This window comes from Paenibacillus sp. FSL H8-0122 (assembly GCF_038005345.1).
Lineage (GTDB): Bacteria > Bacillota > Bacilli > Paenibacillales > Paenibacillaceae > Paenibacillus_AQ.
On the sequence record NZ_JBBOTB010000001.1, the window covers coordinates 5,276,456 to 5,288,696 of the forward strand.

14 protein-coding genes are annotated in these 12,241 nt (G+C 54.2%); 2 read left to right on the plus strand and 12 right to left on the minus strand.

Annotation, left to right across the window (positions count from 1 at the left end; all coding sequences use genetic code 11):
- Positions 1–4 precede the first annotated feature (4 nt).
- From NSS64_RS22790 to NSS64_RS22845, 12 genes are all read right to left on the minus strand, one after another.
- Complete coding sequence (locus tag NSS64_RS22790; protein ID WP_341141620.1) at positions 5–766, minus strand: cyclase family protein; 762 nt, start codon at positions 764–766, stop codon at positions 5–7.
- A 9-nt stretch (positions 767–775) separates the two neighbouring features.
- A complete protein-coding gene (locus NSS64_RS22795) occupies positions 776–1,741 on the minus strand; it encodes an amidohydrolase family protein (protein WP_341141621.1) in 966 nt (321 codons plus the stop codon).
- Between the two features lie 50 nt (positions 1,742–1,791).
- Entirely contained in the window at positions 1,792–2,172 is a 381-nt protein-coding gene (locus tag NSS64_RS22800) for a cupin domain-containing protein (RefSeq protein ID WP_340943563.1), read from the minus strand.
- A gap of 11 nt (positions 2,173–2,183) precedes the next feature.
- Positions 2,184–3,383, minus strand: coding sequence for an MFS transporter (locus tag NSS64_RS22805; RefSeq protein ID WP_340943565.1), 1,200 nt, complete (start codon positions 3,381–3,383; stop codon positions 2,184–2,186).
- A 20-nt stretch (positions 3,384–3,403) separates the two neighbouring features.
- Positions 3,404–3,784, minus strand: a complete 381-nt coding sequence (acpS, locus tag NSS64_RS22810) for a holo-ACP synthase (protein ID WP_340943567.1) — start codon at positions 3,782–3,784, stop codon at positions 3,404–3,406.
- The gene (locus NSS64_RS22815) at positions 3,781–3,999 is read right to left on the minus strand and encodes a phosphopantetheine-binding protein (protein WP_036723283.1); all 219 of its coding nucleotides are present in this window, start codon (positions 3,997–3,999) and stop codon (positions 3,781–3,783) included. The genes acpS and NSS64_RS22815 overlap by 4 nt, the downstream gene beginning before the upstream one ends.
- Before the next feature lie 60 nt (positions 4,000–4,059).
- Entirely contained in the window at positions 4,060–5,307 is a 1,248-nt protein-coding gene (locus NSS64_RS22820) for a beta-ketoacyl-[acyl-carrier-protein] synthase family protein (RefSeq protein ID WP_341141622.1), read from the minus strand.
- Positions 5,304–6,626 carry a beta-ketoacyl-[acyl-carrier-protein] synthase family protein gene (locus NSS64_RS22825; protein WP_341141623.1) on the minus strand — a complete coding sequence of 441 codons (1,323 nt, stop codon included), beginning with the start codon at positions 6,624–6,626 and terminating at the stop codon, positions 5,304–5,306. The genes NSS64_RS22820 and NSS64_RS22825 overlap by 4 nt, the downstream gene beginning before the upstream one ends.
- Positions 6,627–6,634: 8 nt before the next feature.
- Positions 6,635–7,090 (minus strand): SRPBCC family protein, encoded by a 456-nt coding sequence (locus tag NSS64_RS22830; RefSeq protein ID WP_341141624.1) that lies wholly within the window; start codon positions 7,088–7,090, stop codon positions 6,635–6,637.
- Positions 7,091–7,265: 175 nt separating this feature from the next.
- Positions 7,266–7,970: a winged helix-turn-helix domain-containing protein gene (locus NSS64_RS22835; protein WP_341141625.1), complete on the minus strand. Its 705-nt coding sequence runs from the start codon at positions 7,968–7,970 to the stop codon at positions 7,266–7,268.
- Between the two features lie 185 nt (positions 7,971–8,155).
- Positions 8,156–9,385, minus strand: coding sequence for an MFS transporter (locus NSS64_RS22840; protein WP_341141626.1), 1,230 nt, complete (start codon positions 9,383–9,385; stop codon positions 8,156–8,158).
- 109 nt (positions 9,386–9,494) lie between these two features.
- On the minus strand, positions 9,495–10,082 hold the full coding sequence (locus NSS64_RS22845) for a TetR/AcrR family transcriptional regulator (RefSeq protein ID WP_076079584.1): 588 nt from the start codon (positions 10,080–10,082) through the stop codon (positions 9,495–9,497).
- A gap of 235 nt (positions 10,083–10,317) precedes the next feature.
- On the opposite strand from NSS64_RS22845, the gene NSS64_RS22850 reads away from it, so the two are divergent.
- Positions 10,318–11,157, plus strand: coding sequence for an aldo/keto reductase (locus tag NSS64_RS22850; RefSeq protein WP_341141627.1), 840 nt, complete (start codon positions 10,318–10,320; stop codon positions 11,155–11,157).
- Between the two features lie 77 nt (positions 11,158–11,234).
- Positions 11,235–12,230 (plus strand): S-layer homology domain-containing protein, encoded by a 996-nt coding sequence (locus NSS64_RS22855; protein ID WP_341141628.1) that lies wholly within the window; start codon positions 11,235–11,237, stop codon positions 12,228–12,230.
- The last annotated feature ends 11 nt before the right edge of the window (positions 12,231–12,241 follow it).

The window sequence follows — 12,241 nt, forward strand, 5'->3', positions numbered from 1 at the left end:
TGCGCTACTCGATAATCGCTACTGCCCGTACCCAGGACGCACCGGCCTGCCTGATCTTGATCGGAAAGCATGCCACCTTGAACCCGTACGGTACCGGAATCCGGTCCAGATTCGCCAGCCGTTCCATGTGACAATATGTCTGTTCTCTGCCCCAGAAGTGAGCGGGGAACAGATAGGCGTTATCCCCGGTCCGCTTATAATCACTGATCATATGCTTGAACGGACGGTCGAACCCGTAGCTGTCGATGCCCATCAGTCTGATACCTTGACCGGTCAGGAACGCCGTAGCCTCCCTGCTCATGCCCGGATAATCCGTAAGATACCGGGGGGTTCCCCAGTGCCGGTCCGCACCTGTCCGGATCAGTACAATATCCAGCGGCTTCAGCTGGTAACCGATCCGCTCAAGCGCCTGCTCAATATCCCGCTTCTCAATAGCCTCACCCGCCTGGATATGGGTGAAATCCAGTACCACCCCGTCGCCGAAGCACCACTCCAGCGGCACCTCGTCAATGGATGCTGCAGGCTCTCCCTCACTCTTGGAGCCGAAGTGCAGGGGGGCATCGAAGTGGGTTCCGGTATGGGTGGACGCGGTGATCATCTCCATGTTCAGGAACTCTTCGCCCGGGAAGTCCTTCCGGCTCCCGTCGAATTGGCGGGCGAAGCGGTCCGCCCCCTCCTGATGGCCGGTCTGCTCGAACCCGTACGGGGCCAGTTCGCCCGGATTCTGCTCCATAGGCACGCTTAAATCAATGAACTGAACTGCCAAAGTTCTCACCTACTTTATAATTCTGAGTGCGTTGCGTCCCAGGATGTTCTGGACATCCTCCCGCTTGATCTCCTTCACCCCCATCATCAGCTTCATGGGCAGCGGGATCACTACCTTTTGCATGTAATTCAGCACCTCGGCGATGTTCGGAGTAACCGTCCAGTCCGAGCCCCAGAGGATCTTGTGGCTGCCGCAGACCGAGATCATCTTGGCCAGCTCCATCCGGAATACCTTCGGGTTATTGTGAATCAGAATATTGGCTACCGCCGTGATCGTCACATACATATTGTCGTGTCGGCCGACCATGTAATAGCACAGGTCATTCCAGGGATGGCCCATATGCTCCACAATCAGGGTCAGGTCGGGAAAATCCACAGCCACATCATCGAGCAGAATCGGGTAATTATGCTTCATACGAAAAATACTGCCCGGCGTAATCCCGGTATGCACGCTTACCGGAACGCCCAGCTCGCTGCACCGCTCATACAGCGGATACAGCAAATCCCGGTCATTCAGGACGAAGCCGCCGTAATCATTGGGGTTCAGCTTGAAGCCCTGCATGCCCAGCGTCTTAATGGCATAATCCAGCTCCGCCAGCGCTTCCTTCCCCTTATAGGGATTGACGCTGGCGAAGCCGCGCAGCTTGTCGGGGTGGGCGCGGACCGCCTCGGCGATTTTCTCATTGGACAGCACCTCATAGCCGTAGACATCCTCGAAGCTCAGCTGATGGACCCAGCTCATGGCAATCTGGTTTTCGTCCATACAGGCGAGGTAATCCTCCAGCATATTGTTCTCGTCCACGAAGCCGTTTCCGTCAGCGCCCACCATTTTCTTCAAATATTGCAGGTCATCGAAGCCCTTCTGCTTCTTGTAATCCGGGATGGTCCCGGCCGCGGCCAGACTAAGCTCCCGGCTCTTATTCTCCTTGACGGCGAAATGGGCATGGGTATCTACAATCACAAGCTCACTCTTCACGTTTGTCTTCTCACCACTTTGCTTAGAATTGGTATTGCCTAGAAGGGAGGTCAGACCTCTCTGTGCCCAATCTCCGGCCTCGGGGCCAGCGGCGCTGTAGCGAAGACCAGCTCCAGCTCGCCCGGACCCTCATTGACTACCCGGTGCCGCTCACCCCTCCGCGCAATGAACAGGCTATTCTCCCGGATGGCATGCGGAATATCCTCGATGAACGCCGTTCCCCGTCCCCGGACGACATAGACATTCTCTTCGCCGTAATCATGGAGATGCTCCTTAATCTCTTCTCCCGGCTGGAGCAGGACATGGCCCATGATCAGCTGGGTGGACCCGACAGTCGCCGGACTCGCCAGCACGCGCATCTGTCCTCCTCTGGAATGAACCACCGGCACTTCATCCATATGGACCACTGTTCTCGTGTAGACCTGATTCATACTGCACCCCCTTATCCCGCAGATTTATATTCGGTGACACCTGCTTCTTCCTTTTTGCCCAGACTCAGCGAGATCAGAATCGTCAGCACCATCAGCCCGGCGGCCACCAGATAGCTGGGATGCGTTCCAATCCGGCTGTAGAAGAATCCGCCAAGCGTGGACCCCAGCGCAATCCCGACTCCCTGAAGGGTCCGGAAGGTTCCTAAGGCCGCGCCCATCTCCATCGGATTAATCTTAATGACCTTATCCGTAATAATCGTGTTGACCAGGGTAATAATCGGCCCTTCCGTAAGCCCGATCAGGGCATAGCCGAAGGTCAGCAGCCAGGGGTTGAAGTCCAGTGCATACAGCAGCACGAGCGCTCCCACGCAGATCGACTGGGCCCAGATCAGGGGCGCATGTCTGCCTACCTTATCCGAGATCCATCCGATGAAGACCGCCCCGAACGAGGCTACCGCTTCATACGGAATGAACAGCAAGCTGAGCAGCACCAGGGAGATATCCTGTTCCTTAGCCGCGAACGGCACCAGGAAGGTAGTGAAGACACCCACCATGAAGCACAGGGTTCCCACAATGCCTGCCAGCAGAATTTCGCGGACGCCCAGCCATTTGAAGGAGCTTTTGAAGGCTTGCCCGATGCTCCGGCTTGTATTCTTGACTCCGGTCTCCCGCAGCAGCAGCGTAGTAACCAGCGTGGACAGCAGCAGCAGGGAAGCCAGCACCGCGAAGGAGGTATGCCAGCCGAAATAATTGCTCAGCAGCCCGCTCACCACATACCCCAGCACCGACCCGGCGCCAATCGCCCCGGACACAATACCCATTGCTCTGCCCCGTTCCTCGGGCTTGCACACATCCATCACCACCGCGAAGATCGGCGTGGACACGAACCCTCTGGCGAAGCCGAACAGCAGCCACCCCGCCGTGAACAGCAGGACTCCGTGGGATGCAGCCACCATAAATACAGCCACTGCCGATAATGCCATGGAGGCGATAATAATCTTCTTCCGCCCGTACCGGTCTGCGAACACGCCGGACGGAATGGACAGAAAGGTCATCACCAGCGAGGCAATGCCCGCTATGGTTCCAATCTCACCGGAGGTCATGCCGAGATCACTGCTGATCAGGGGTGCGATCGGGAAGATGCTGACCATAATAGAGAATACAAGCAGAATGTTGATGGCCAAAAGTGTGAATATTTTGTTGTTGCTCATGTGATTCGTCCTCCTCACAGTCATTGACTGCTCTCAATAATGATGAATGCAGCAGCATAATCACCGTGATGACTAATGCTTACGTGGATGCTCTCCTGCTGCTGTATATAAGACTCCAGTCTTCGGCTGCGGACCAGATAGGGCTGGCCGCTGGGAAGGTTGAGGAACTCCAGCTCATTCCAGTCCAGCTCACAGTTCATTCCGGTGCCGAAGGCCTTCAGCAGCGCTTCTTTGGCGGCGAATCTGCCGGCCAGGAACTGTTCCGCATGTCTTTTTTTACAGGCGAACAGTTCCCTTTCTTCCATTGAATAGTACTGCTGGATGAAGAGTTCACCGCACTTGGCCAGCATCTGCTCCACGAAGCTGATACTGACCAGATCCATGCCGATCCCTCTGATCATGCCTTCAAGGCAACGGCTTCGATCACTTGGGCTACAGAATAAGTCTTAAGCACCCTACTCTCAATGAAGATGCCAAACGCCTTCGCAAGTGCTGTAGAGACCAGCGCCAGCTCTGTTGAATCCAGGGCCAAATCGTCATAGAGCCGCGATGATTCGATAATCTCATCCTCAATGCCAATATCCTCAATGATTGCTTTTACCTTCTCGAATACCAATAGATACACCCTTCCTTTAGAGTTAATGGGCCTTACGCTTCTTGCTTTACAATTCACGGTTCACAGCTCTTCCTTGTTCACAACCAGTGCCGAAGAGACACCCCCCCTCCCTCTGGACAGAATCAGCGAAGACTCCACAGCGGTCCGGCGGCTGATCCCCGGCACGAAGTTCAAGCCATTGTCCTGAACGGATTCTGCCAGATACGGAAGGCCGGGCAGCTCCCCGTGATTCATAGCCAGCACGCTCAGTGCGACATCGAACGCCCCTGCCGCTCCAATCGTGTTGCCGAAGACGGTCTTGGGGCAGCCCGCCCACTTGGCTTCTGTGCTACTGCCGAACACCTCCTGAATGGCCGAGCATTCAATTCCGTCTTCGCGGGCGGAGGCGGCCCCATCCAGCGACAGATAGCCGATTCTCTCCGGCTGCGTCTCCGAATGTCCGATCGCCAGCCGGATCGCCCTGGCACACTGCGCTATACTTTCCTCAGGCGGGGCGGCGGCCTGGCCGTCATTCGTGAAGCCGAAGCCCTGGATGCTCGCCCGTACCCGGCGGGACGCCTCGCGCTTCTGAAGGCTGCGCTCTGATTCGAGGCAGAGGAATGCGGCTCCTTCAGCCAGGGCCAGTCCGCTGCGTCCCTCCACGAACGGCCGGTATGCCGTCTGCGGGCGGTCCGCACTCAGATTCAGCAGCCCCTCCGTGTTATAGAAGGACAGCGCCCACGGATCAAGCGGCGTCTCGGCTCCGCCCACAATCGCCGCATCGATGATCCCGCTGCGGATGGCTCTGGCCGCATACGCAATGGCGAGCAGCCCGCTGCTCCGGTCGGCGATCACCGTCTTGCTGTAGCCCCTGATATCGAAGGCCAGGGACATATGCCCTTGTGCCGCCGCCGGGAACCAGTTGCTCGCCAGATTCGGGTCAATGAAGGGTGCCCCCTCGGTATGGAGGACACGCAGGCCATTGCGCGCACTCTCCCAGCCGCCCGAGTTGTTGCCGACGAAGATACCGATCCGCTCGCGGCTCATCTGATCAAGCTCCCAGTGCGCATCATCCATGGCATCCTTCGCAGCCAGAATCGACATGACAGAGAAGCGGGAGCATTTCTTGAGCAGACGCTTCGAGATGACCCGCTCCGGCTCCATCCCGCGGACTTGTCCAGCGAAGGGAGGCGCGGTACCAGTCGTACCCTCAAGCTGGAGCGGAGTCATATAATTACGGCCGCTCAGGAGTCCTTCCCAGAAGGTCCCGGCACTATTCCCGCACGGCCCCACCATCCCTACTCCAGTTACGAATACTGTATTCTTCATAGGCTGCACATCCATTGTTCAGTCTGAAGCTTGCCTGCCCGGTTGCTGTATTCGTTCGCGGCCAGAATCATCGCGGAGTGAATCCCGGAGAATCCGCTGGCATTGGTCAGAATATGGTACAGGTCGCGCTGGATCGCCTCTTTCGGCACATAATTCAAATCACAGGCCGGGTCCGGCTCGTCCAGGTTAGCGGTTGGCGGGATATAGCCCTCGTTCAAGGCCAGCAGGCAGTGTACAATCTCAATGGCACTCGCTGCCGAGAGCGGATGGCCTACCATCGATTTCGTGGAGCTGATCGGGATGGAGTAGGCGAGCTCTCCGAACGTTCTTTTATAAGCCGCGGTCTCAAAAGCATCATTCTGCGGAGTCGAGCTTCCATGTGCGTTGATATATTGAATGTCCTCCGCTGTCAGGCCCGCGTTGCCCAGCGCCTCGTTCATCGTCAGACTGAGCGCATCTCCGTCCTGCGGCAGATCGGTCATATGAAAAGCGTTATTCGTACTGGCGAATCCGGTCACCTCCCCATAGATCGGCGCCATCCGCCGGAGCGCATGCTCAAGCTCCTCCAGCACCACAACAGCACAGCCTTCGCTGAGAACGAAGCCGCTGCGGTTCTTCTCAAAAGGTCTCGAAGCCCGCTGCGGATCATCGTTGAACTTGGAGGTTAACGCACCGATGGCATCGAAGGAGGAAATAGTCATCGAGCTGACCGGTGCTTCCGCTGCGCCGCAGATCATGACGTCATGTTCCCCGGCTATAATCGACTCATAGCCATATCCGACAGCATCAATGCCGCCCGTGCAGCCTGTGGACATGACCAGTGCCTCTCCCTGAAGCCCGAACTCATGCGCCACTTCGAAGGCAATATAAGAGAACATGCCTTTGCGGTACAAATCCTCCTGACAGAGTCCATGATCAATCGGTCCCTGCCCGCCCTCCGTCATCCGCAGGAAGGTCTGCTCCGAGAACGGGGTGTCGGCAATCGCATTGGCGATGCAGACCCCGGAACGCTCCCGCAGCTCCTTCGTGAACACAAGCCCCGCATCGGCAACCGCCCTTATCGCGGCGTTGACCGCCAGAATACCCGGCCGCCCCATGCCTGCCCGCTGCGCTTCATCAGCCGTCCGGCCCAAATGCTCGAACTGCGGTATGGTGCCGGTAACGCGGCTTTTGAGCGCCATATGCTCATAGCCCTGCAAACGGTCATATCCCACCTTGCCCTGCAGGCTGTTCCTCCAGAACTGCTCCGGCGTATTCCCCAGCGGGGTAAGCAGCCCCATGCCGGTGATCACGACTCTTTTTCTTGTCACATTCTCCATGTAAGCCCTCAGCTCCGAACCGTTTGCTTCTCGATATTGTGCTTGATCGCTGCCATCTGTTCCTTGGTCGTGCGGTTCAGATGCGCTTCCACCTGCTCCCCGGTCAGCCCGCTTGCCGGATCTACCTCGAATTCCTGAATCCAGGTCATATACGTCCCTTCGTCCTGCTCCTCATAGAGCCATTCGAGATTCATATGCTTGAACGGCAGCAGCGGCGCAAGGCGTCTGGCCGTAATCCGGAAGTTCGGCCGATCCAGCCAGCGTTCTGATTCCCATGTGCGTGAAGGGCGGTTCCCCTCGGGATGTGTCGTCAGCTCAAACCGGATGTAGGCCTCCCCTTGCTCCAGCACCCTCGTTTCCTTATATTCCGTGAATAAATCTGTCCAGTGCGCAATATCATTCGTCCGCTCAAATACGGTGATCCGGTCTGCGTGAATCCAGATACTGTTCTGAATCGTTGCCACTCCATATGCCTCCCCATTCGTATTAATGACATCGTAACGCCTAAGCCCGGAAGGAGACATAACCCGGCTGTTAAGCTTGCGTTAATTTACAGTTATTGTTGATTTATGGGAGGATACGGAAGAGTGCAATCTATGTGTTTCCCGGGGCACAAAAAAAAGACCTGACAGAACTCTGTCAGATCAATGGGTTCACCGAATATCCGATCCCCCGGCGAAACAGGATGACGTCGCTTCGTCCGGAGATGATCTCGATTTTGTGCCTCAGCTTGTATACGTACTGCCTTACAATCTCAGGGGATGTATACCTGTCCCACAGCTGGTGCAGAATCTGCTCGGTGGGGATGTACTGGCCTTGGCATTCCAGCAGCAGGTCCAGGAGTTCGAATTCTTTACAGGTAAGCTCAATGACGAATTCTCCGACCTTCAGGGATTTGGAGTGTAGATGAAGGGCGATATCCTTGATTTGTCTGGTGCGATGTGTATAAGGGTCCAGTCCTTCGTCGAACCAGCAGCGCAACCGGCTGAACAATTCCTCCTGGAAGCCGTAGCGCTCGAAGCTGCTGATGTAGATATGATTGGAAGGAAAGGGGACAGGGTTGCCGTGAGCGCTGATCTCCTCCACAATGAAGAATATTCTCAGCGTATGCATCTGCTGCAGATACTGCATCTTATGAATGAATCCCGGGTTGAAGTCAGGGGTGCTAATGATTACACCATCGAGCCGGAGGCCCTCCTTCACAATATCGACCAGCGCATCAAGCTCCTTGAAATGCAATACCTTACAACCGTACACCTGTGCAAAAAAGGAATGAACATTCTTAAACCTGCAATCCTCACAAGGCTCTGTGGAATCTGCACAACACACCAGCGCAACACGCATGAACTTCTCTCCAATCCCATTCTTCTCAAATACTACCGGTTTCACAAAGATTACATTTTCTATAATATAGTATTTTTTGGGATATAAAAGGAAAAATATCATAGCTTCTTACTTGAAAAATGAACAAAAAAGGGCCGCGCATTTTCGCTACGGTCCTCTGTTTTACGGACAACCCTCTATCTGCATTACTTCCCCGCTGTTTCTCCCCCCTCTGCCTGTTTAGCTGCAGGGTTGTCGAAGCGTAGACGAAGCGCTACCAAGGCCGCCAGCATCAAAATCAAACCAGATAGCATATAGACAAAGATAAGCGAGCTTTGCGCCACCAGCATACCAGAAAGTCCTGTCCCGATCAGCGTGCACCCGGTAAAAATTGGAGTGATGAGGCCATTAATCCGTCCGATATATTCAGCCCGAACCAAAGTCAGCATATACGTGCCAATTACAGTCTGCGTCAAAGCCAGGAACAGACCGGTAATCAGCCGCATCCCGCCTGTTAGAATGGGCCAGACCGACCATACTTCAATCATTGTCCCCGCCCCGAGTAAAATCAAACCGGCGAAAACCACCCCTTTGCCCTTAAGGCGACCGGACAGGCTGGCGGCGATTATTGCCCCGATCAGGAGGCCCAAGCCGGACAAGGCGGTAAACCACTGCAAGTCTGCTTCTGCCAATCCCAGCCGCTCCGTAACCAGAAAGATGTCAAGCGGAGCGGTCAGACCGGCTCCCAGAGCAAGGACGCCAAACATGACCATCAACACTTTCAAGTTGGCATGTTCCCGCAGGTAGAGCAGTCCGCCGCGTAAATCGTTGACCACAGCCTGCACTGACAACCTTTCCATGGAGCGCGGTGAATCCGGCAGGAAGAGCAAAAAACAAGCGGAAAGCGCAAAGATTACCAGCAGGCTGCTCAAGGAAACCATAACTCCGAAGGTGTAGTAAACAAAGGTGCCGAGGATGGGACCCAGAATGATAAACAGCGAGCTGACCATCTGGGTCATCGCCATGGCAGCCGTCAGCTCTTGTTCAGGAACATGGGTTTTAAGCAATTTGGCCGAGGATGGCTGGGAGAACTGCGACACAATCGCGGAGATCATCGCCACAATAAAAACCGCCTGCCAGTATCCCCATGCCACCACAAATAAAATTGGCACAATGGAGAGAAAGCTTAGAACATCGCCCCAGATCATGGTGCGCTTAGGGCGCCAGCGGTCAGCCAGCACACCGCCCACCAGGGAAAATAAGAAAATCGGCGCGTATTCCACCACCGTAAGCAAGGACACAGCCACCGGGTCACCCTGCGTCTGCTGCACCACATAATAGAGCAAAGCCATATTCCGCACCCAAATCCCCACCTGCTGCAGCACATCTGAGGCCATTACCAGCAGGAATACCCGATTTCGCAACAATTCTTTCATCGTATTACCTCCTTTTTCGATAAAACTGACCGTTCGGTTTAATAATTCTCAAATGAAGCGGGCCTGCCCGAGAACTGCGGTTCAACGACTCGAACAGGCTGCGCTTCATTCATTTCTTCTTAATTCCCTCTAATAACAGAGCCACCGCTTCTTGCGTATGCTGGTGCATCCCGTCTTTGGGGAACACTTGGGGATACAGCGTCAAGCCGCTTAACATACTGGTGAATAACACAGCCAGCCGGCTCGAGTCCGCCATAGTAAAAACCTGCTGCTCCATCCCCTCCCGGAAGATCTCGGTAAATACTTCAATCTGCACCATTGAGATCTCAATCAGCCGCTGATGTATCTCCTGGTAACCCTCCTGCATATTCATGGAGAACTCTTCAGCCACCTTCGTCAGAGGACTCTGGAAGCTGTTCACAAAATGCAAGCTTGCTCCCATTAGTCTGCTTCCAACCTCCGGAAATTGGCGGCGAATCTCAGACCACTCCTCCACCCATTCGCGGTTGATTTTTTCGACCATACTCACAAACAAATCATCTTTGCTGGAAAAATGGTAATAAATGCTGCCCTTGCTGACCCCGGTGTGCTTGACGATATCCTCCATCGAGGTGGCGGCATATCCCTTCTGCACAAAAAGCTCCAACGCCTGGTCTAGGATCATACTCCGCTTTACTGAACCTTTTGGTGTACTCATTTCATCCCTCCTACAAAAAAACCGACTGTTCGGTTTAATTATATGGGTTCATATTTGGGAATGCAAGCCTGATTATTATATGGAGTGCGACAGCGGAAAAGAGCATCCCGTCAAAATCCTACGAAGTGCATCCGTCTCGATTTTCTTTCCCAATGATGATTAGTTGCCTTCTTATGCTATAATCGTTGACCAAGAGGGCTGGTTATACGAACTCAAAAAGAAAGGAAGATGCTAAATGGAACATTTCATTTTGAATAACGGAGTCCAGATGCCGAAGGTGGGTCTGGGTGTGTATAACATCAAAGACAATAATGAAGACGCTCTAGTATGGGCGCTTCAGAACGGGTACCGGCATCTGGATACGGCAGCAGCTTACCGCAACGAGGAGCTGATAGCCAGGGCTATTCAGAAATCGGGTGTACCTCGAAGCGAGCTCTTTATTACGACCAAAGTATGGAGCACGGACCTGGGGCGAAAGACCCGTAAAGCCTTTGAAGCCAGTCTTCAAAAACTCCAAACGGATTATGTTGACCTCTACCTGATCCACTGGCCCGCCAAGCACTATCTGGAAAGCTGGCACATCCTGGAGTCTTTATACAAGGAGGGCAAGATCCGGGCGATCGGGGTATCCAATTTTGAGCCGGAACATCTGGACAAGGTCATGAAGCAGGGGACGATTGTCCCCGCAGTGAATCAAATTCAGACGAACCCGCTGCTCCAGCAAGGGTCGCTTCATGATTATATGAGGGGGCACGGTATCCAGCATGTCGCGTGGAGCCCTTTTGGACACGGTAACTCGGAGATGCTTGCCCACCCTGTACTCACCGAAATGGCAGCCAAATATGATAAAACTGCGGCGCAAGTCATCCTGAGATGGAACCTTGAGCGGGATATCGCTGTAATTCCGAAGTCCGTTACTCCTGCAAGGCTGAAACAGAATCTGGAGCTGTTTGATTTCTCCTTGTCGGACGAAGAGATGAAGAGAATCGCAGCCCTGGATCAGAATAAAAGAGGATTTACCGATCCGCAAAATAAATTGTACCTGTGGACCACCCGGTTTACCCCGTTGTCCTAAGTTTTTTCGTATTATTTTCCGGACAACTGCAACCTTTCGCCGTAAAGAACCATCTGAGTATATAGAGGTGATGCACAATGAAACCAACTAATCTAACGAAGCACGCAAAAAAAATGAGCATCGCGTGCGGAATCCTGGCTGCCAGCTTATCGTTCGGAGCGTCCGCATTTGCCTTTTCGGACCTCAAGGGAAATTCAGCCGAAACCAAGATCAATACACTGCATAGCGCTGGTGTAATTAACGGAATTACGAACGACCTGTTTGCTCCCAATGCCAAAGTGACGAATGCGCAAGCCGTACAGTTCCTGGTAAAAGGATTGGCGCTTGCACCGAAAGCCGGTTCCGACAGCAGTACTAAGGCCAGCCAGCTTTTTGACAATGTAAAAGATAATGCCTGGTACGCCTCCTCCTTCGCCCTTGCGAAGCAGAGCGGCCTGACACTGGCAAAGGATATCAACCCGAATGCACCGATGACCCGTGCAGAATTCGCCCATTTATTGACCCAAGCCTTGCAGAGCAAGGGCAATTTCCCGGTGACCAAGATGTTCTTCATGATCGAGGATGGCGATAAACTTACTCCAGAGGTTAATTACAGCCTGCAGGTGCTGCTGAACACGAAGGTGCTCACACTGGATAACGGAAAATTCCGTCCGTCCGATGCGATTACCCGCGCTGAAGCTGCGGTCATGATCCATGATGCCGCTGAATTCGCCGACCGGGTGATTACGCCGAACAATCCGGGCAATGAGCCTTCTGAGCCGGAGCCGGTTCCGGCTAACAATTACGTCTCTGATGTAGTCCTGGACAAAGTCGCTGAAGGCGTTAACAAAGCCACCATCACCGTTGACAATCTGCCGAACCCCGGCTACGGTCTCGCGGTAGAGCGTATCGAGTTCACCAGCGCCACTAAGGCGGTAATCTACTTCAAGGTAACCCTGCCTGACCCGGATAAAATGTATCCGCAAGTGATCACCAAAGGCTCGGTATCCACATACCTGCCCGCAGGCTACACTGCAACGGCTGAGCCTGTAATGGGTTCGCGCTGGCTTGAGCCATCTGAGGCAGCCAAGTAACACGGACTCTC